21 protein-coding genes are annotated in these 19,648 nt (G+C 58.7%); 16 read left to right on the top strand and 5 right to left on the bottom strand.

The genetic code is table 11. The features are described from left to right. Position 1: 1 nt before the first annotated feature. The gene (locus V8J85_RS19180) at positions 2-442 is read right to left on the bottom strand and encodes a universal stress protein (protein ID WP_339955394.1); all 441 of its coding nucleotides are present in this window, start codon (positions 440-442) and stop codon (positions 2-4) included. A gap of 410 nt (positions 443-852) precedes the next feature. Between V8J85_RS19180 and V8J85_RS19175 the strand changes: the two genes are divergently transcribed. From V8J85_RS19175 to V8J85_RS19165, 3 genes are all read left to right on the top strand, one after another. Further along, positions 853-2,745, top strand: a complete 1,893-nt coding sequence (locus V8J85_RS19175; RefSeq protein ID WP_339955393.1) for a putative bifunctional diguanylate cyclase/phosphodiesterase — start codon at positions 853-855, stop codon at positions 2,743-2,745. 12 nt (positions 2,746-2,757) lie between these two features. Beyond that, a complete protein-coding gene (ettA, locus tag V8J85_RS19170; protein WP_339955392.1) occupies positions 2,758-4,413 on the top strand; it encodes an energy-dependent translational throttle protein EttA in 1,656 nt (551 codons plus the stop codon). Positions 4,414-5,045: 632 nt separating this feature from the next. Continuing rightward, positions 5,046-5,240 carry a hypothetical protein gene (locus V8J85_RS19165; RefSeq protein WP_339955391.1) on the top strand — a complete coding sequence of 65 codons (195 nt, stop codon included), beginning with the start codon at positions 5,046-5,048 and terminating at the stop codon, positions 5,238-5,240. 18 nt (positions 5,241-5,258) lie between these two features. On the opposite strand, the gene V8J85_RS19160 is transcribed toward V8J85_RS19165, so the two are convergent. The 4 genes from V8J85_RS19160 to V8J85_RS19145 form a co-directional block, all read right to left on the bottom strand. Next, positions 5,259-5,618 (bottom strand): BrnA antitoxin family protein, encoded by a 360-nt coding sequence (locus V8J85_RS19160; protein ID WP_339955390.1) that lies wholly within the window; start codon positions 5,616-5,618, stop codon positions 5,259-5,261. A gap of 93 nt (positions 5,619-5,711) precedes the next feature. Beyond that, positions 5,712-6,389 (bottom strand): GntR family transcriptional regulator, encoded by a 678-nt coding sequence (locus tag V8J85_RS19155; RefSeq protein ID WP_339955389.1) that lies wholly within the window; start codon positions 6,387-6,389, stop codon positions 5,712-5,714. 2 nt (positions 6,390-6,391) lie between these two features. Continuing rightward, the gene (locus V8J85_RS19150) at positions 6,392-7,402 is read right to left on the bottom strand and encodes a Gfo/Idh/MocA family protein (protein ID WP_339955388.1); all 1,011 of its coding nucleotides are present in this window, start codon (positions 7,400-7,402) and stop codon (positions 6,392-6,394) included. Then, positions 7,399-8,487 (bottom strand): isocitrate/isopropylmalate dehydrogenase family protein, encoded by a 1,089-nt coding sequence (locus tag V8J85_RS19145; protein WP_339955387.1) that lies wholly within the window; start codon positions 8,485-8,487, stop codon positions 7,399-7,401. Before V8J85_RS19145 ends, V8J85_RS19150 begins: the two co-directional genes overlap by 4 nt. A 102-nt stretch (positions 8,488-8,589) precedes the next feature. Here V8J85_RS19145 and V8J85_RS19140 point away from each other — a divergent pair, with 102 nt between their 5' ends. The 13 genes from V8J85_RS19140 (at position 8,590) to V8J85_RS19080 (ending at position 19,647) form a co-directional block, all read left to right on the top strand. Next, positions 8,590-8,931: a hypothetical protein gene (locus tag V8J85_RS19140; RefSeq protein ID WP_339955449.1), complete on the top strand. Its 342-nt coding sequence runs from the start codon at positions 8,590-8,592 to the stop codon at positions 8,929-8,931. After that, a complete protein-coding gene (locus V8J85_RS19135; RefSeq protein WP_339955386.1) occupies positions 8,858-9,148 on the top strand; it encodes a putative quinol monooxygenase in 291 nt (96 codons plus the stop codon). Before V8J85_RS19140 ends, V8J85_RS19135 begins: the two co-directional genes overlap by 74 nt. Then, entirely contained in the window at positions 9,145-9,945 is an 801-nt protein-coding gene (locus tag V8J85_RS19130; protein ID WP_339955385.1) for an N-acyl homoserine lactonase family protein, read from the top strand. Before V8J85_RS19135 ends, V8J85_RS19130 begins: the two co-directional genes overlap by 4 nt. Positions 9,946-10,167: 222 nt before the next feature. Then, positions 10,168-11,904 carry an ABC transporter substrate-binding protein gene (locus V8J85_RS19125; RefSeq protein WP_339955384.1) on the top strand — a complete coding sequence of 579 codons (1,737 nt, stop codon included), beginning with the start codon at positions 10,168-10,170 and terminating at the stop codon, positions 11,902-11,904. Between the two features lie 81 nt (positions 11,905-11,985). Continuing rightward, positions 11,986-13,059: an ABC transporter ATP-binding protein gene (locus V8J85_RS19120; RefSeq protein WP_339955383.1), complete on the top strand. Its 1,074-nt coding sequence runs from the start codon at positions 11,986-11,988 to the stop codon at positions 13,057-13,059. Then, positions 13,059-14,135: an ABC transporter ATP-binding protein gene (locus tag V8J85_RS19115; protein WP_339955382.1), complete on the top strand. Its 1,077-nt coding sequence runs from the start codon at positions 13,059-13,061 to the stop codon at positions 14,133-14,135. Before V8J85_RS19120 ends, V8J85_RS19115 begins: the two co-directional genes overlap by 1 nt. Before the next feature lie 94 nt (positions 14,136-14,229). Beyond that, a complete protein-coding gene (locus V8J85_RS19110; RefSeq protein ID WP_339955381.1) occupies positions 14,230-15,093 on the top strand; it encodes a carbohydrate ABC transporter permease in 864 nt (287 codons plus the stop codon). Beyond that, entirely contained in the window at positions 15,090-15,887 is a 798-nt protein-coding gene (locus tag V8J85_RS19105) for a carbohydrate ABC transporter permease (RefSeq protein ID WP_339955380.1), read from the top strand. Before V8J85_RS19110 ends, V8J85_RS19105 begins: the two co-directional genes overlap by 4 nt. Positions 15,888-15,897: 10 nt before the next feature. Next, positions 15,898-16,296 (top strand): DUF2160 domain-containing protein, encoded by a 399-nt coding sequence (locus V8J85_RS19100; protein WP_339955379.1) that lies wholly within the window; start codon positions 15,898-15,900, stop codon positions 16,294-16,296. 79 nt (positions 16,297-16,375) lie between these two features. Further along, complete coding sequence (locus tag V8J85_RS19095) at positions 16,376-16,771, top strand: BlaI/MecI/CopY family transcriptional regulator (RefSeq protein WP_339955378.1); 396 nt, start codon at positions 16,376-16,378, stop codon at positions 16,769-16,771. Then, the gene (locus V8J85_RS19090; protein ID WP_339955377.1) at positions 16,758-17,843 is read left to right on the top strand and encodes a M56 family metallopeptidase; all 1,086 of its coding nucleotides are present in this window, start codon (positions 16,758-16,760) and stop codon (positions 17,841-17,843) included. The genes V8J85_RS19095 and V8J85_RS19090 overlap by 14 nt, the downstream gene beginning before the upstream one ends. Before the next feature lie 20 nt (positions 17,844-17,863). Further along, positions 17,864-18,634, top strand: coding sequence for a 5-oxoprolinase subunit B family protein (locus V8J85_RS19085; protein ID WP_339955376.1), 771 nt, complete (start codon positions 17,864-17,866; stop codon positions 18,632-18,634). Continuing rightward, positions 18,613-19,647 (top strand): 5-oxoprolinase subunit C family protein, encoded by a 1,035-nt coding sequence (locus V8J85_RS19080; protein ID WP_339955375.1) that lies wholly within the window; start codon positions 18,613-18,615, stop codon positions 19,645-19,647. The genes V8J85_RS19085 and V8J85_RS19080 overlap by 22 nt, the downstream gene beginning before the upstream one ends. Position 19,648: the final 1 nt, after the last annotated feature.

Raw genomic sequence — 19,648 nt, 5'->3', positions numbered from 1 at the left:
TTTACGGAATGATCGTGACAGGGACAGAAGCGGTGGCGACCAATCGGCCCGCCACACCGCCAAAGACACGTTCGCGCAGCCCGCGCGCGCCAACACGGCCGACGATGATCTGTGCCGCGCCGTGTTTCTTGGCCAGATCGTCAAGGATCTCGGCGGCATCGCCGTGCTTGACGACCCCTTCCACAGTGAACCCCTCGGATGCGGCAGCCTTGCTGGCCGGTTCTATCACGCGGCTAAGCGCCATGCTGATCTCTTCCTCGCGGCGTTTATGGCGCTGTTCGTTTTCTTCCGCTGTCTGGAATGAAAAGGGCGACCATTCGATGACATAACAGATGATGATTTCACAATTTCCGTCCGCTTTCGCGCGCGCCTTGGCGAAATCCAGTGCGCGTTCTCCCGCGTCAGAGCCGTCAAGCCCGACGACATATACCGTCTTGGACATATCTTCGTCCCCGTTGCTGTTACCGTTTGTCAGTCCGGACCATGTTCCGGTTGTTTCGGCTGCTTCTGGCGGCAACCATTGAATCAGCATAGGCGAAACAGGGTTGAACGGCGAAAAATCTTTTCATACGCCGTAATTTCAGACGGATTGGCTGGCTGATTACGGCTTTCGAGGTAGAATGAACTGCACATGACTGCGATACAGGCCATCTGATTTCGTAGTGAATTTCAGAATCACTGCAGATGTGACGCTGCGACACAGCCGCAAACAGTCAAAATCGCCCAGCGATCGCCTAAAAATTGCACCAAGTTTTGTGAACTTTCCTTTGCGATGATTGTCGTGGTGCAAGGGTTTCTGCACCATTTTTTCGTTCAGTGGCGTCGAAGGATAATGTTGATGAGTGCGCGATAATGTCGGCCATGCTGCCACTGGGGATTGCCTGTTCTTGCGCCGTGCTTGCGGTTGCATACGGCATCTATCTGCGTGACGGATTGCGTCGGGCCGATGCGGCACGGCGACAGGCCGAAAACCTGCTCGCTCTTGAACGGCAAGAGGCCGAGTTTCACCGTATTTCCTCTGAAAACGCCGATACAGGTCTGCTCATCCAGGAATTGGACGGCTGCGTGCGCTGGGTCAACGACGCTTACCTGCGGATCACACGGCGCAAGGCCGAGGATGTGATCGGCAATGATCCGATGCGCTTTGCCTTTGCGCCGGACAGCCAGCCGACCGAGGAAGAGATCGAAAATTTCTGCTTTGATCCGGACAATTTCGCGGATGAAACCAATGTGATCCGCGAGAATATTCGCGGTGACGGCACGCCGGTCTGGCTGCATATCAACACCAGCTTTTACACCCGCCGGACGGGTGAAACACTTGCCATTCTGGCCTGCCGGGACGTCACCGAAAACATTGCACAGGAACAGGCGCTGCAGGCCTCGACCGCGAAACTGGCCTATGCCGCCGAACATGATGAGCTGACGGGCGCGGGCAGCCGCGGAAAACTGGCGACATTTCTGGATCAGACGCTTGCCGCCAGTCACGATAGCGGCACGCATGTCGGTGTTCTGCAGATCGATCTGGATAAATTCAAACAGACGAATGACACGCATGGCCATGCGGCGGGCGACGCTGTCTTGAAGGCCGTCGTCAAACGGATGCGGCGCAAACTGCGTGAAAGCGATCTGATCGCGCGGTCCGGCGGGGATGAATTCGTCGTCGTCTGCCCCGATCTGCGCGGCATGACCGACCTGAAAAAGATCGCGACCGCCTTGCAGGGCGCAGCGAACCATCCCGTCGTATGGGGCAATGTACGGTTGGATTGCCAGATCAGCGTGGGCGCGGCCCTGTCCGGGCCTGATGTCCTGACGGCTGACGATATGCTCGCCCGATCCGATTTCGCGCTTTACGAGGTCAAACGCAGCGGGCGCGGGCGCGTCGCCACCTACAGCCCGGCCCTGCATCGGCGGCATACCCGCACCACGCAGATGGCCGCCGATTTGCGTCAGGCGATCACCGACGATGCGCTGATGTTCCACTATCAACCCGTTGTCGGCACGGCGCCGGGCGACGTGCGCGGATTCGAAACGCTGGTGCGCTGGGACCACCCCGAACAGAGCCTGATCCCACCCAGGGATTTCCTGCCGTTCGCGCAATCGCTGGGGCTGATGGCCGAGCTGGATTTCATGGCGATGAACGCCGCCATGGACCTCAAGCAAAGGATGAATGCGCTGGGTTTCGGCGCGCAGCGTATGTCGTTCAATACCTCGCCCGAGGTTCTGTCGCATCCCGAATTCATGGCACGGTTTACCGACGGTCTCGCGGCGCGCGGCCTCAGCCCACCCGACGTCATCGTCGAGGTGTTGGAAACCGTTGTCTTTGGTCATTGCGCGGGGACGAAGCATCATGAACAAACCATCCAGGATTTGGACGCGGCCGGGATAACCGCCGTGCTGGATGATTTTGGCAGCGGCCATGCGGGCCTTGCCCATCTGGCCAAGCTGCCGATCAAGGGCGTCAAGGTCGACCATTCCCTGACCCGCGACCTGCTGACCGATCCCACGACGGACAAGATCATCGGCACCCTGATTGCGCTTTGCAACGATCTGGGCCTGCGCGTCGCAGCCGAGGGGGTGGAATGCGCGGCGCAGGCGGAACGGCTGGATGCGCTTGGCACCTCCTCGATACAGGGCTACTGGATCGCCCGTCCCATGCCCGAGGACGAGGCGCTGATCTGGCTTGCCGCCAACACCGATTGCCCCGCCCAGCCGGTTCCGCTAACGAAAGGCAAACGTATCGCATAGCGGAGCAACCCCATGGCAGCCAATCAATTCGTTTATTTCATGGATGGCGTGTCCAAAACCTATCCCGGCGGCAAGAAGGTGTTCGAAAACATCCGCCTGAATTTCCTGCCCGGCGTGAAAATCGGTGTCGTCGGCGTCAACGGCACCGGCAAATCCACGCTCATGCGGATCATGGCCGGGCAGGACAAGGAATTCCAGGGCGAGGCATGGGCGGCAGAAGGTGCCCGCGTCGGCTACCTGCCACAGGAACCCGAACTCGACGCCAACCTCACCGTCCGCGAAAACGTCATGTTGGGCGTCGCCGACAAAAAGGCCATCCTCGACCGCTATAACGAAGTCGCCATGAACTATTCCGAGGAAACCGCGGATGAGATGGCCCAGTTGCAGGATGAGATCGACAGCAAGAACCTCTGGGATCTCGACGCGCAGATCGACATTTCTATGGAGGCGCTGCGCTGCCCCCCCGACGACGCCAATGTCGAAACGCTCTCTGGCGGGGAAAAGCGCCGGGTCGCGCTCTGCAAACTGCTGCTCGAAGCGCCCGACATGCTGCTCCTCGACGAGCCGACCAACCACCTTGACGCCGAAACCATCGCCTGGCTGCAACAGCACCTGATCGACTACAAAGGCACCTGCCTGATCGTCACCCACGACCGTTACTTCCTTGACGCAATCACCGGCTGGATTCTCGAACTCGACCGTGGATCGGGCATCCCGCATGAAGGCAACTATTCGTCGTGGCTGGAGGCGAAGGCCAAGCGGCTCGAACGCGAAGCCAAGGAAGACAAATCCAAACAGCGCACCCTTGCCCGCGAACTCGAATGGATGCGGCAGGGCGCAAAGGCACGGCAAGCGAAATCCAAGGCACGGATTGCGTCCTACAACGAACTCGCTAACCAGTCCGAAAAGGAAAAGGTCGGGCGCGCTCAGATCATCATCCCCAACGGGCCGCGGCTCGGGTCCAAGGTGATCGAGGTCGAAAACCTCAAGAAACACATGGGCGACAAGCAGTTGATCGAAAACCTGTCCTTCGACCTGCCGCCGGGTGGGATCGTCGGGGTCATCGGCCCGAACGGCGCGGGTAAATCCACGCTTTTCGGGATGCTGACGGGCCAGATCGAGCCCGATGAGGGCAGCGTCACCTACGGCGACACAGTCAAGCTCGCCTATGTCGATCAATCCCGCGACGCGCTCAGCGCCGACGCAACCGTGTGGGAGGAAATCAGCGGCGGGGCCGAGATCATCGAACTCGGCGACGCAAGCATGAACTCCCGCGCCTATTGCTCCGCCTTCAACTTCAAAGGCGGCGACCAGCAGAAAAAGGTCGGTCTGCTATCCGGCGGTGAACGCAACCGGGTCCACATGGCCAAACTGCTGAAATCCGGCGGCAACGTCCTCCTCCTCGACGAACCGACCAACGACCTCGACGTCGAAACGCTGCGCGCGTTGGAAGACGCGCTGGTCAGCTTTGCGGGCTGCGCCGTGGTCATCAGCCACGACCGCTTCTTCCTCGACCGGATCTGCACCCACATCCTCGCTTTCGAAGGCGACGCGCATGTTGAATGGTTCCAGGGTGCGTTTACGGATTACGAGGAAGACAAAAAGCGCAGGCTCGGGGCCGATGCGCTGGAACCAAAGCGGATGAAGCATAAGAAGTTTGTGCGGTAAAATTTACAGTTTAGAAACCAACCGAAGCTAGATTCCGCCCGATGCGGCAGTTTCTGGACAAAATATGCGACTAGTAGCTTCGGCAATCATTCTATCCGGTCTGATCGTTGGTGGATCGGTTTTGTATGTTGGTGGTGTCTTCGACCAACTGTTCGTTCCGGAATGGAAGCAAGAGGTCGTCAATCGGTTACGCGACCCCCAATCGGCCACTTTCAGAAATATAACAATAGGTCAGCGGACAGGTTGGGTTTGTGGAGAGGTCAGTGGGGAAAACGCATTCGGGGCGCGGGGCGGTTGGGTCGAATTTATGGCGAGGCCGCCCAGCGACCTAAAGGGCTTTGAACGAGAGGCCTGGGATATCACGTTCGAGACGGACTATGCCGCGGTCGTGGGAATGTGCAGCTAAGGCGATGATTAACACGCCATCTGCGCGCATTACCGATTCTAGCGCGACGGGCTATCAAAGCGCGCCAACGTCAACCAAAACTCCACATTTCCGCCATTTTCACAGCGTTCCGTAGCGTTAGATGAACAGCTGTTTATCATATCTGCGCGAAAACTGCGCAAATTCCCCTCATTTCTGCCCCGTTTCAGCAGCTAACTTAAGTACAGGACATCAGAGGGATGATGATATGGCTATTGTAGCAATGATCTTGGGAAGCATGGTTGCACTGCTCACCGCGACGTTGAGCTATGGTTTGCTGGGTTTCACGTTTTCCGAAACGATCTTGATCTATTTCGGGACCGGTATTCTGACCATGATCCTGACATTCGCCCGCCTGCGCATGTCGTTCAGCGCAGCCCGTCCTGCCCCGATGTTCAAGTAATCAATCACGACCATCGGGCTATTGCCCCTCGTCGGGCAATCCAGCCTCATTCAGCATCTTCAAGTGATCCGTCACCGCCTTTTCCGCCTGAAGCGCATCGGCAATCTTCATTTGTGCCCATAGGGCAAGAATGCGGTTGATACGGGCCTGATAGCCCTTTCCCATCCCTCGATAGAAACGGGCGACGCTTTGATCCAAAAGCAAAGAAACCTTTACCTTGGGTTCTTCCACATCCATATCATGCTCAAGCGTGTGCCATGATGCGGGCACTTTATCCCTAAGTGCGAGCGATATGTCCTCCGGCGTCATCAGCTCTTGATGAAGAAAGCGGGCGATGCGGTTTCTGGCAATACGCTGCGCTTTGGTCGATCGGGGCATGGGCATCTCCTTTGTGACGACCATGCATCTTATTCGTTAACTCTGTGGCAACGATACGTACGCAGAGGTCCGACGGAATTCCGATCGCTGATTTCAGAGCATATGCAGCCGGTTCTGGCGCAGCAGATTGATCAGCATATCCTTCGCCGCGGCCCGGTGTTCGGCATGGATCTGGCGCGCGCGCGCAGCATCGCCCGACTTGATCGCCTCGACCACCTGTTGATGATCGCGGTTCGATTGCAGGGGCAGGGGCCGCATATGCAGCGTCACCGATTTGGCCCGCCGCACCTGATCGACCATCCGCGCCACGATGGCCATCACGCGGCTGTTGCCGCCTAGCCGGACGAGTTCGGTGTGAAACCGATCATCGGCATCCGCCCAGGCCTCGCGATTTTCGGCGGCCAGTCCAGCCTCCATATCCGTGATGGTTTTTTCAAGTTCTTTCAAATCGTTAGCGCCGTACCCCTGACCAGCGGCGTTGGCGGCCGCCATGCTTTCCAGCGCGGACAGGACGTCGTAAATCTCTTCCATGTCCTTGATCGAGATCGGCAAAATCCGCACGCCCTTGCGGGCACGGACCTGCAGCAATCCTTGACCTTCCAGCGTCAGCGCGGCCTCTCGGACAGGCGTCCGCGACATGCCCAGACGGGTGGCCAATTCGCTTTCCAGATGGTCGGACCCCGCAGGTAACTCCCCGGAAAATATCAGTTCTCTCAGGCGTTCCACAGCGATGACCGAATTGCTTTTCGTCTTCCCGCCTGTCGTCGCCATTGCTAAACCCTCACCTTCGCCCGTGTCATATGTGACCTGTAAATTGCCTCCTTTGTTCTGATGACACGCAGATATTCAGAGGCCGTGTTTTCAAACCCTTGTCCCTCTATCAGGCCCGAAACGACATGTAATTGCAAGGCGTTAGCGCAGTCACCGCCAAATCCCTGGTGTTGATCGGGGGCGAGGGCCTGTCGTTTTTCCAGAGTGCCGAAGGCCCTGAACGTAACAGAACCATCGCCCGAAAGGGTCAGTGTCCCCCCCGTTCCTTCGATCAAACCCTCACCCATCGTGCGCCGCAGATTGTCGGCATCGTGGTCGGCGTTGCGGTTTCCGTCCAGCAGCGCGCGGGCACCGGACGGATAATCGAATATGACATAGCCCGCATCCTCACCCGCGATGACGGGGTTGATCCGGCGCAGGTCGGCATAGACATGGCTGGGTTCGCCCAGAAGGTAACGGAAGACGTCCACATAGTGGATACCGGTTTCGTGGATCAGGAATTCCGGCATCGACCGAAAAGAGGGTTGCCGGTCCAGATAGGCATCCGGGCCCTGGCCGTCACCGGGGCGGAGGCGGAATGTGACTTGCAAGATGTCACCCAGATGACCGTCGGCGATAAAGGACCGGATGAACCGGAACCACGGCTGAAACCGGAAATTTTCGTGGATGATCAGAGGGATACCGGCGGCTTCGGCCGCGCCGGCGATCTCTTCTGCCTCGGCCAGGCTGGTGCAGAACGGCTTTTGACAGATGATCGCCTTTGGTCCCGCCTTAAGCGCCGTTTTGATCGTTGCGGCGTGCCCGGGCGGCGGAAGGATGATGTCGAGGATATCGGGCCGGGTCTGGTCCAGCATTCGTTGCAGGTCGTCGAATGCCGGTGCTCCGGTCGCTTGTGCCTTGCGTCCATCGAGATCGCAGACCCCGACAAGTGCGACATGGTCCATCCTTTGCCAGCTGTCGATATGGAACTGGCTGAAATAGCCCGCACCGGCACAGGCGACCCTTAACGTCATGTTGCCAGCGCGGCACTGACGGCTTGGGCGACCTGGCCGGTCGTCGCGATGCCGCCAAAGTCGGGCGTGATCGTCTTACATTCGGCCATGATGTTTTCGACGGCGCCACGCAGCCGGGTGCCATCGGTGGTCATGGCGCGGATGTCGTGACGCAGACCAAGCCATTCCAGCATCATCGCAGCAGATAGAATCATTGCCATTGGGTTCGCCTTTTCCAGCCCGGCGATGTCGGGGGCAGAACCGTGGCAGGGCTGAAAGACCGCGTGGTTCATGCCGATGTCGGCAGAGGGCGCAAGGCCAAGCCCGCCCATCAGCCCTGCCCCAAGGTCGGACAGGATGTCGCCGAACATGTTTTCCGTCACCATGACATCAAAATCCCATGGTTTTTGAACCATCCATAGTGCGGTCGCGTCAACATAGGCATGATCAGCGTGAAGATCGGGGAAATCCTTTGCGATTTCATCGAAGATCCCCCGAAAGAACGCGAAGGCACGGAAGACATTGGCTTTGTCCACGCAGGTCACACGCCCCTTGCCCTGTCCCATACCCTTGCGATCGCGGGCGAGTTGAAAGGCGAAGTGGAACAGTTTTTCGGATACATCGCGCGTGATGCGCATCGTTTCCTCTGCCTTGTCCGTCGTGACGGTGCCCTTGCCCTGAGAATGAAACAGCCCCTCGGTGCTTTCGCGTATCAGGACAAAATCGATCGCGTGCCCGTTCGGTATTTTCATTGGACTGTGCTGCCCATGTGCGATGCGCACCGGGCGGACCCCTGCAAACAGCTGGAACGTCTTCCGCAAGTCGATCTGGGGTGAAATCTCGGTACCGTCTTCATAGCGGACATCGGGCAGGCCCATCGCAGATAGCAAGATCGCATCCGCTTTACCTGCGGCCTCTAACGAAGCGGCAGGCAGGCTTTCCCCGGTTACCGCATAATGGGCGGCGCCGGCGGGCAAGGTTTCGAACGACAGGTCATAGGCATCACTTGCATTCGCCAGATCGCGGAGGATATCGACCGTCGGTTTCATGATCTCGGGGCCGATTCCGTCACCTTCGAAAACCGCAATCTTAAACATTCGTGCCATGATCCATTCCATTCTTGATTCACGGCATTAATGCATGCATTATTACATGCAGTAAAGCACTCGTATATATAAAAGCATAGTCACGGCCGCCGAGATCGCACAATGAAAATCAACCTTCATCGGTCCCGTGATGCGTTATTGGGTGGGTCCGAAAATCAGGTCGGCAATGACGCCTTGATTACCGTATGCAAAGCGCTTTGGGGCAAGTCTTGGAAATATAGGGAAAATTTCCGCGGCATTGGCTTGTCTCTTGATGATTTTTCGGGTCTTCTGCCCAAATCGAAATTAAAGCAGACAGCGCCAGGGGACGGCGCTTTGACTAAATTCGACCATACAAAAAAACCAAGTAAACAAGACTGGGGAGACATTCATGTTTGCGGTTTGTGTGATTATGCGATTGCGGCCTGGCGCACGGGAGAGCTTCATGCCGCTGATGACGAGTAATGCCAAAGCCTCGCTCGAGGTGGAGCCGGGCTGTCATAGATTTGATGTGGCAACCGATAGCGCGGATCCGGATGCTGTTTTTCTTTATGAACTTTACGACGACAAGGGGGCGTTTGATGCCCACCTTGAGACCGACCACTATCAGGCGTTTGATGCTGCCACAGCGGACATGGTCGCCGAAAAGACGGTGGTAACCTGGGATACCGTCGTGGAATGACAACCTGGCAGGTGCATGCCGTCAAATACGCCGACCGCAATGCGCGCGTTCGTGGTGACAGTTTCATCTTTGACGATAACCACGATGTTCCGCATCCCATAGATTATTTCATGTGGGTGCTGCGCCGTGGGGATGAGGTGATACTGGTCGATACGGGCTATGACGATGCCGAGGCCGCGGCGCGTGATCGGCCCATTCGGCTGGCACCTGACGTGGCGCTGGCGCCGCTTGGTCTGCGGGCTGCTGATATCACGACCTTGATCGTGACCCATCTGCATTACGATCATGCGGGTGGATTGCATCTGTTTCCCAACGCCACCCTGCATATGCAGGCGGCCGAGATGGCCTATGCCACCGGCCCCTGCATGTGCCGCGACACGCTGCGCATGCCGTTTACTGCGGGCCATATCTGCGAGGCTGTGCAGCGGCTTTATGCGGGTCAGGTGGTTTTTCACGATGGCGATGCGCAGGTCGCGGACGGCGTGACTGTCCATTGTATCGGCGGCCATTCCCGCGGTCTGCAGGCCGTGCGCGTGCGGACAGATGCGGGCTGGTTGGTTCTGGCGTCCGATGCCGCGCATTTTTATGAAAACGTGTTTGCCCGGAAACCCTTTCCGATCGTCGTCGATCTGCAGAACATGCTTGACGGGTTCGACACACTCGAACGGCTGGCATCCGCACGCGACCTCATCGTGCCGGGGCACGATCCGCTGGTCCGTGAGATATTCCCGCAGGATATTGCGCCGCACATTTTTCGCCTTGATCAGGGTCCGACAAAGCCGCTGCCAGACGACTGAGTCTGATCACGGAATGGTGAGAATCTGCGTCTGTTCATGTTCCCGATTGGATGACGTTGGCGCATCGGTCAATGGCAGACATCAAACATTCAATAATAAAAACAGTTACTTAAGGGAAATAATTTTATTACTAAGATTTTAGTTTGACAAAGTGCCGCAAACCGACCCAAGGTAAGGCAGTCGGCAAAAACCGGCTTACATAATCTCAAGGGAGGAGACGAGATGCGTAAGTATCTGCTCTCCGCGGCAGCCGTAACAGCGGTGCTTGCGGGGTCCAATGCTGCATTGGCTGATGAGGCCGCGGCGCAGCGCTGGATTGATCAGGAATTCCAGCCATCCACGCTTTCGAAGGACGAACAGCTTGCTGAAATGCAATGGTTCATCCAGGCGGCAGAGCCGTATGCGGGCATGGAAATCAATGTACTTTCCGAAGGTATTCCAACCCATTCATATGAATCCGAGGTCCTGACGAAAGCCTTCGAGGAAATCACCGGTATCACGGTGAACCACCAGATTCTGGGCGAAGGAGAGGTCGTTCAGGCGGTGCAGACCCAGATGCAGACGAACCGGAACCTGTATGACGGATACGTCAATGACAGTGATCTGATCGGCACCCATTCGCGGTTGCAGCAGGCCTATAACCTGACCGAAATGATGGCGGGGGAATGGGCCGACGCGACGTCGCCCACGCTTGATCTGGATGACTTCATGGGGATCCAGTTCACGACCGGCCCGGATGGCAACCTGTATCAGTTGCCCGATCAGCAATTCGCGAACCTGTATTGGTTCCGTAAGGATTGGTTCGACAACGAAGAACTGCAGGCGCAGTTCAAGGAAAAGTACGGCTATGATCTGGGCGTGCCGGTCAACTGGTCCGCGTACGAGGATATCGCAGAGTTCTTTACCGAGGACGTCCAGGAAATCGACGGTGTCCGCATTTATGGCCACATGGATTACGGCAAACGCGCGCCCGACCTTGGCTGGCGGATGACCGATGCTTGGCTGTCGATGGCCGGTGCCGGGTCTGTGGGTGAGCCGAACGGTGTGCCCATCGATGAATGGGGCATCCGGATGGAGGAAGGCACCTGCAACCCGGTCGGTGCATCCGTGTCTCGCGGTGGTGCCGCGAACGGTCCTGCTGCGGTTTACGCGATCCGCAAGTGGGATGAGTGGCTGCGGAAATATGCACCCCCGGGTGCGGCGAGCTATGATTTCTATCAGTCGCTGCCCGCGTTGGCGCAAGGCAACGTGGCCCAGCAGATTTTCTGGTACACCGCCTTTACCGCCGACATGGTGGCCCCGCGTTCCGCCGGGAACAATACGGTGGACGAAGACGGCAACCCGCTATGGCGTATGGCCCCAAGCCCGCACGGTCCCTATTGGGAAGAGGGCCAGAAGGTCGGCTACCAGGATGTGGGGTCTTGGACCTTCCTGAAATCCACACCGGCCGATCGCGCGCAGGCTGCATGGCTCTATGCCCAGTTTGTGACTTCGAAGACGGTCGATGTGAAGAAATCGCATGTTGGTTTGACCTTCATCCGGGACAGTTCCGTCAATCATGAATCGTTTTCGGAACGTGCGCCGCAGCTTGGTGGTCTGGTGGAGTTCTATCGTTCACCCGACCGCGTGGCGTGGTCGCCAACCGGTATCAACGTGCCTGATTATCCCAAACTGGCCCAAATCTGGTGGCAGCAGATCGGCGACGTGAATTCCGGTGCGTTCACGCCGCAGGAAGCCATGGATCGTCTGGCCGAAGAGATGGACATCACGATGGCCCGGATGCAGCAGGCGGATGAGGCGGCCAACGTCTATGGTGGCTGTGGTCCGCGCCTGAACGAACCACAGGATGCGGAGTTCTGGTATGCCAATGGCGGTGCCAAGCCCCCGCTGGAGAATGAGAAGCCGCAGGGTGAGACCGTCAACTATGACGACCTCGTCGCGCGCTGGGCGTCTCAGTAACCTCCCTGTCGGGTGCCGCTTTAGGGTGGCGCCGACTCCGGTCGGGGCGTTCGCGCCCCGACCACTACCAAGGGGCAGACCATGACCATCACACTCAACAAAATCACCAAAGTGGTCGCCGGGCAGACCCATATCAAACCCGTATCGCTGACGTTCGAGACCGGCCATTTCAACGTGTTGTTGGGTGAGACGGGAGCGGGCAAGACATCACTGATCAAGATGATGGCTGGGCTGGATCCGATTGCATCTGGCAGCATCGCGATCAATGGCAAGGACGTCACCAAACAGAGCACGCAAAAGCGCAATATCAGCCTCGTCCACCAGTTTTTCGTCAATTACCCGCATATGAGCGTTTTCGACAATATCGCCTCCCCGCTGAAGGTTGCAGGCATGCCGAAATCCGAAATTCAGGGCCGCGTGGAAGAAGCGGCGGATATTCTGCAGCTGCGCCCGATGCTGCATCGTCGCCCGCATGAATTGTCAGGCGGGCAGCAGCAGCGCACCGCGCTGGCGCGGGCGATTGCCAAGGAAAGTCAGGCGGTGTTTCTGGACGAGCCTCTGGCGAACCTTGATTACAAGCTGCGCGAGGAATTGCGCGAGCAGTTGCCGGAATTGTTTGCCGGTCGCGGGGCGGTCGTTGTCTATGCCACGTCGGAACCGGAAGAGGCGTTGCTGTTGGGCGGATCGACGGCCCTGATGAATGATGGCCACGTCGTGCAGTTCGGCCCGACCGCGCAGATTTATCGCCAGCCACAGACGCTGATGGCGGCGAAGGTGTTTTCCGATCCGCCGATCAACGTGGCGAAGGTGACGAAACAGGGCAGTACCCTGATCATGGGCGAAAGTGCCCGGTGGGATTCAGCCAAGATGAAGGATGTGGCCGATGGCGATTACCATGTCGCGATCCGTCCCCATCACGTGACGCCGATCCCCACCCCCGCCAATACTGTCAAGCTGAACGGCAAGGTGCTGGTGACCGAGCTGAGCGGGTCGGAAAGCAGCGCGCATTTTGCCATGGCGGACGCTGATTGGGTCTCACTGGCCCATGGCGTGCATCCTTATGAGGTGGGCGAGGACCATCCGTTTTACCTTGATCCGTCTGCCTGTCTTTTGTTCGCCGAAGACGGTCGGATCGTTGCCGGAGGAGGTGCCTGATGGCCAAGATCACGCTTTCCGACCTCAAGCACAGTTACTACCGCAACCCGAAAGGGCCCGAGGATTACGCCCTGAAAGAGATCGATCTGGAATGGTCCGATGGCGGTGCCTATGCATTGCTGGGCCCGTCCGGGTGCGGGAAATCGACGCTTTTGAACATCATTTCGGGGCTACTGACGCCGTCGGACGGGAAGATCCTGTTTGATGGTCAGGATGTGACCGGCCTGCCGCCGAACCAGCGCAACATCGCGCAAGTGTTCCAGTTTCCGGTTATCTACGACACGATGACCGTGTTCGATAACCTTGCCTTTCCGCTGCGCAATCGTGGGGTGGACGAGGCCAAGGTGAACCAGCGGGTCATGGCCATCGCCGAGATGTTGGAAGTGACCGACATGATGGACCGCAAGGCTGCGGGCCTGTCGCCGGACAACAAGCAGAAGATTTCCATGGGGCGCGGTCTTGTCCGTGACGATGTGAACGTCGTCATGTTCGATGAGCCACTGACGGTCATCGACCCGCACCTGAAGTGGAAGCTGCGTAGCAAGCTGAAAGAACTGCATCAGAAGGTGCGGGCGACGATGATCTACGTCACCCACGACCAGACCGAGGCACTGACCTTTGCCGATCAGGTCGTCGTCATGCAAGAGGGCGAGGTCGTGCAGATCGGCACGCCGGTCGAATTGTTCGAGCGGCCCGCGCATACGTTTGTCGGGCATTTCATCGGGTCGCCGGGCATGAATGTGCTGCCTTGCGAGGTGCGCGACGGGGCGGCGTTTTTCGAGAACACGCTGATCACGCTTGAGGGTGAGATTGAGCAGGGCGTCGGCGCTGTGACCCAGATCGGTGTGCGTCCGGAATTCGTGTCGTTGGGCGACAAGGGCCTGCCTGCGGTCGTGCACAAGGTGTCTGATGTGGGGCGCCACGCGGTGGTCGAGGCGAAGGTCGGCCATGCGTCGGTCAAGGCGGTGATCGAGGGCGAGGCGCCCTTGCAGGGGGCGGCGACGCATGTGGCGTTCGAGCCCAGCAAGACGCGGCTTTACCGTGATGGGTGGCTGGCCACGCGGGCCGGACAATGAGGTGTAACGCAGTCCCGGACTTGATCCGGGATCTGAACGTAGATCGCACAGGAGGTCCCAGATCACGTCGGGGACTGCGACAGGAGAGAGACGAATGAAAACCGAAAACCAGAAGGCGTGGTTCTTTGTCCTGCCGGTCCTGCTGCTGGTCGCCTTCAACGCGCTGATCCCGATGATGACGGTGGTCAATTATTCGGTGCAGGAAACCTTCGGCAACAATGTGTTCTTCTGGGAGGGGCTGGGCTGGTTCGAACAGCTTTTGAACTCTGAACGGTTTCACGCGGCACTGGGCCGTCAGTTTCTGTTCACCGGGATCATCCTGCTGATCGAAATCCCCTTGGGCATCGTCATCGCCCTGTCCATGCCGCGCAAGGGGCCGTGGGTGCCGGTCTGCCTTGTCCTGATGGCGCTGCCCATGCTGATCCCGTGGAACGTGGTCGGGTCGATGTGGAACATCTTTGCCCTGCCCAAGATCGGGATGCTGGGCTATTTCATGAACGACGTGCTGGGCGTGCCTTATGACATGACCCAACAGCCGCTTGCGGCCTGGATCACGATCGTCGCCATGGATGTCTGGCATTGGACGTCGCTCGTGGTGTTGCTGGCTTATGCGGGGTTGGTGTCGATTCCGGATGCCTATTACCAGGCCGCCAAGATCGACGGAGCGAGCCCGTGGAAAGTGTTCCGCTATATCCAGCTGCCCAAGATGAAGACGGTGCTGACCATCGCGATCCTGCTGCGGTTCATGGACAGCTTCAACATCTACACAGAGCCTTTCGTGTTGACCGGTGGTGGCCCCGGCAACTCCACGACGTTGCTGTCGATCGATCTGGTCAAGATCGCCCTGGGTCAGTTCGATCTGGGCCCGGCGGCAGCGATGAGCCTGATCTATTTCGCGATCACGCTGCTGGTGTCTTGGCTGTTCTACACGTTGATGACGAAGGATGACGGGAAATGAAAAAGCGCAGCCTGATCCCGATCGCTTACATCCTGTTCCTGATGTTGCCGATCTATTGGCTTATCTCGATGAGCTTCAAGACGACGAACGAAATCCTCGCCGGGTTCACTCTGTTCCCGCAGACGTTCACGTTGGAGAATTACCAGACGATCTTTACCGATCCGACATGGTATTGGGGCTATATCAATTCGATCCTTTACGTGTCGATCAACACGGTGATCTCGCTCGCCGTGGCGCTTCCTGCGGCCTACGCATTCTCGCGCTATCGCTTTCTGGGCGACAAGCAGTTGTTTTTCTGGCTCCTGACCAACCGGATGGCCCCGGCGGCGGTGTTCGCTTTGCCGTTCTTTCAGCTTTATTCGGCGGTTGGCCTTTTCGACACGCATATCGCCGTGGCCTTGGCACATTGCCTGTTCAACATTCCGCTGGCGGTGTGGATTTTGGAAGGATTCATGAGCGGAGTGCCCAAGGAGTTGGACGAGACCGCCTATGTTGACGGCTATTCCTTCCCGCGCTTTTTCGTGACGATTTTCCTGCCGTCGATCAAGGCGGGGGTCGGGGTGGCAGCGTTCTTTTGCTTCATGTTCTCGTGGGTCGAATTGCTGCTGGCTAAGACGCTGACGGCGGTGGACGCAAAACCCATCGCGGCGACGATGACCAAGACGGCGTCGTCTGCGGGGTACGAGCTTGGGCTGCTTGCCGCCGCGGGCACGCTGACAATCGTGCCGGGGGCTATCGTGATCTATTTCGTGCGGAACTACATCGCCAAGGGCTTTGCCCTGGGCCGGGTTTAGGGAGGTGCCGATGAAACGCCTGATCTTCATCCTTGCCATGTTGCCGGGCGCGGCATTGGCGCAGGGTTGGGGCAATGTCGCCGCCAATCAAGAAGAAGAGCCGTTTTCGTGGACTGCGCCGCTATGGCCAAGTTTCTGGATGGCCTGGACCCCAGCCACATTCGCGTTCTTCTGCGCGCTTTTCGCTGCCATCGCCCTGATCGGTGTTCTGGAAGGGTTCCGGTACAAGGATGGGCTGGAACGCAGGGGCGTGCTGGGTCTGACCACGACGCTTGGGGACAGGCTTTTCATCTCGCTCCTGGGGTCGGCATATATCTTTCTTGCCTGGCTTGGCTTTTTCGGCATGCCGCTTTGGGCTCCGCTGGGGCTTGCCATGGCCTGGCTGATCTTTTGCTTTTGGAAAGTGTGAGATGCTTGGAGATAATACACCTTTCGTATTTACTGCTTTGTGGGGGGAACGAGCAGACCAACACGTGACAGGACGATAGATGCGGCAGAAAAAGCGGAACGAGTTTTTGACGGAAGTCGAGCTGGAATTCATGACAGAGCTTTGGGCGATGGGTGAGGGCAGCGTGCGCGACGTGCTGGCCCGGCTGAATCCTGACCGCAATCTGGCCTACACATCTGCCGCGACCATCCTGCGCATCATGGAGCAGAAGGGTTTCGTCACCAGCACCAAGCGGGGCAAGACGTTTATCTACGTGCCTGTGCTGGCCAAGGATGCCTATCAGGCCAAGACACTGCGCGATCTGTCGAACAAGTTGTTCGATGGCACACCGGCCACGATGGTCGCCCGTCTGGTCGATGATGACGGATTGTCCGAAGAATCCCTCAAGGAAATACAGGCGTTGCTGCGGCGGAGACTGGAAAATGATGCCCCTTGAGACGATTCTGCACGCCTATATCGATGCCAATATCATTCTTGCGCTCGGGGCGCTGATCTGGTTTGCGGCCCAGACGATCCTGATCAGGACAAGGTTGCGATCTGCCCATAACGTGCAGCTGCAACTGATCTACGGGCTGCTTGTCGCGATCGCGATCGCCCCGTTTCTTGCGATGTTCTGGGCACCCAATGCCGTCGGTTTGAACCTGTCTGACCTTGTGGTCGCAGGCTATCTGGATGGCCACTTTGCCATGGCACCGACCGCGTTCGAGGCGCTGCTGGCCACACGGGACACGATCGTGCTGGAGGTCGCGACGATGTCGACGACTGCAGGACAGATCGTGGCGGCGATGGGTCTGGCGGGCATCTGTTTTGCCACGTTGCGGATGATCCGCAATCTCACGCAGGTCCGGCAGGTGGTGCAGCACAGTTATCTTTGGCGGTCCGCCGGGCGGGTGCAGGTTCGCCTGACACAGTCGGCATCGGTACCGTTTTCGACCCGAGGTTTGCGAAATCACTACATCATCCTTCCGGCCGAGATGTTGGAAAATCCTGTCGATCTGCACATCGCGCTGGCCCATGAATTTCAGCATGTCAGGCAAGGCGATCTGACATGGGAATGCCTGCTGGAAATCCTGCGTCCGCTTTTCGTGTTCAATCCGGCGATGCGATATTGGAAAGGCCAGGTCGAACGACAGCGCGAACTGGCATGCGATCAGCAGGTCATGCAGCGGAAGGGATTGTGCGTGCAGGACTATGCGAATTGCCTTTTGCAGGTATGTGCCAAGGCTGTCCAACGACGCGATGGGATGAAAATGCCTGTCGTGGCCCTTTTGCAGGCGCGTGGGCGGGGGCATGCGCGTTTCCTGCGTCACAGGATCGTTCAGATGATCGAGGTCGGTGGTGTCCCCGGTCAAAGATGGTGCGTGCCGGTTCTTTTGGTTCCGTTGGTCGTCGCGGTTGGCCTTGGCGCGCTTTCGATCCAGCGATCAGGTGATTGGTCACAGGACCGGCTGATGTTGTCGACCATCGTCAACCTCGAACGGTTGAACCAGCGGAACGGAACGTACTAGGCTTTGTCTTGTCCGGGCCCATGGCCTTCAAAAACAGGACGGATGACCGCCCGATGACAGCGTCGCATTTTCCCGAATACTGCCCGCTTGGCGTCGATGGCGTGCTTGTGCGTTTCGCCCGTGTGTTGAACGATGAGGCCAATGTAAAGGCCCTGGCTTTTCGCGATGCGGTGCGATCGGCTGGTCTGAAGGGGGTGATCGAGGTCGCCACATCCCTGACGTCGGTCCGTGTGGCGTTCGACCCTGATGTAACCGACCGCGTGACGGTGACGGCGGCTTTGCGCGAGGTCGTGCCGCAGATCGATGTGGCGGCTGCAAAGCCACGGGGTCGCCACTGGACGATACCGGTGTCCTTTGCCCCCGAACATGCGCCGCAACTGACCGAGGCCGCCGCTTTGGCCGGCCTGACCGCCGATCAGGCGATTGACCAGATCACCGCGGCCGAGCTGCGCGTGATCGCCATCGGTTTTGCCCCCGGTCAGGCCTATATGGGGATGCTGCCCGCGCAGTGGGAACTGCCGCGGCAAGACAGTCTGACTGAAAGCCTGCCGCGCGGTGCACTGATCACTGCCGTGCGTCAGTTGATCATCTGGGCCGCCGATGCACCCACGGGGTGGCGGCATATCGGCCAGACCGCATTCGAAGTTTATCGCCCCGACGCGGCAAAGCCGTTCGCCTTCGCGCCCGGCGATACCGTGACGTTCGAGATTGCGTCGGGCGATGAAATCGATGCGTTGCGTGCTGAAGGCGACCCCGACGGCGGCGCCCGATGTCGGGATGGGTCATCATGATGCTGCGGGTCCACGGCGTTGCGCCCGGTGTTTCGGTGCAGGATCTTGGCCGCCCGGGCTGGACCGCTCAGGGGCTTTCGCGTGGCGGCGCGGCTGACAGGCTCGCGCTTTTGGAGGCCGCGGCCTTGTTGGAGACGGGACCTGACAATGCCGTACTCGAAATGATGGGGGCAGGTGGCACATTCAGTACCGGCAGTGACACGCGGATCGCATTGACCGGAGCAGTAATGCAGGCCGACATTGACGGCGCGCCGGTCGCTTTGAACGTGACGCACCCGTTGCGCGCAGGCCAGCGTTTGCGTGTCGGCGGTGCACGGCAGGGGGTGTTCGGTTATCTGGCGTTCAAGGGCGGCGTTCTGACGCCGAAAGTCATGGACAGCCGGGCGGCCCATCTGACGGCGGGGATCGGGGCGCCGCTGAAAGAGGGCGATACGATCCCGATTGGTTCGGACGACGATCCTTTGGGCGGGCCACGGCATTTGCCCGTTGTCGACCGGCTTGGCGGTGGTACGATCCGTCTGATGCCGGGACCACAGACGGATTTTTTTGCGCAAGACACCCTGGAAAGGTTTGCGGGTACATCCTTTGTCCGCAGCCCACGGGGCAACCGGCAAGGTGTCCGCATGGACCACGACGGCGCACCGTTCGGGATGGACGGCAAGCCCAACATCGCGTCGGATCTTATCGTACCCGGCGACGTGCAAATGACGGGCGATGGTGTGCCCTACGTGCTGTTGTCCGAGGGTCAGACGACCGGGGGATACCCCCGGATCGGGACGGTGATTCCGGATGACCTGCCCAAGGTGGCGCAGGCCATGCCGGGCGCGCCAGTGCGGTTCCAATGGCTGAATGTGGCCGAGGCAGAAGCGACCTATCGCAGCGAGCAGCGCATCTTGCGTGACCTTCGTGCCGCATGCGGGCCGCTGACCCGTGATCCGCATGACATCGCCGATCTGCTGGGCTACCAACTGATTGGCGGAGTGACCCGCGGGGATGATCTGGAGAGGTCCTAAA

The sequence above is a fragment of the Yoonia sp. 2307UL14-13 genome (assembly GCF_037572755.1).
In the GTDB taxonomy this organism is placed as follows: domain Bacteria; phylum Pseudomonadota; class Alphaproteobacteria; order Rhodobacterales; family Rhodobacteraceae; genus Yoonia.
Note: the sequence above shows the minus strand (reverse complement) of the source record. Positions and strands in the feature narration are given on the sequence as shown.